1 protein-coding gene is annotated in these 622 nt (G+C 58.2%); it reads left to right on the top strand.

What is annotated here, in order from left to right:
• Nucleotides 1-585, top strand: a 585-nt coding sequence (locus KY465_RS18550; RefSeq protein WP_219203615.1) for a phage head spike fiber domain-containing protein, incomplete at its 5' end; no start/stop codon positions are given.
• Nucleotides 586-622: the final 37 nt, after the last annotated feature.

Raw genomic sequence — 622 nt, 5'->3', positions numbered from 1 at the left:
CTGCACTACATTTATCAGACGATCGCGTACACCAGCGGGACCACGCTGACACATTCACGTTTCGTCTTGGCAGGTGAGCGAACAAAGGTCCGGATATCTCTGCCGATCGCCGGGGGCGCTGGAACTGCGGACTTCAACCTTTCGACGGGCGCAGTGATTGGAACGACCGGCACGGGGGCCGTTGCGAGGATCGAAGATTTCGGCTCTGGCATCTATCGCGTTTCGTTGACGCTTGAGGCGACGGAGACCAACACTCGGCAGTTTTCCTGCCAGCCTCTGGATGCCGCCGGCTTGGCGATCTACACGGGCGACGGATCTTCCGGGCTTTATACATGGGGTGCTCAGTTGGAAACCGGCGACGAGCCAACCTCCTACATCAAAACGACCGCTTCAACCGCCACGCGGCTGGCAGACGACATCACCATTCCTCTCGCTGATTTCCCATGGAACGGCGGCAGCGGAACTCTGCAAATCAACGGTTCATCTGTCACCCCGGTCACGAGTGGGTCTGATCTCGATATTGCAGGCACCTGCTTTGCCGAAGGGATCAACCGTCTTGAATCGCTCGTGTGGTGGCCCTCATGATCGATGACCGCATTGTTTCATTCGGCCTGTGGTGTCC

The organism is Neohoeflea coraliihabitans, assembly GCF_019334345.1.
Classification (GTDB): Bacteria; Pseudomonadota; Alphaproteobacteria; order Rhizobiales; family Rhizobiaceae; genus Pseudohoeflea; species Pseudohoeflea coraliihabitans.
The sequence above is the reverse complement of the archived record's forward strand: the minus strand, read 5'-3'. Positions and strand labels throughout refer to the sequence as shown.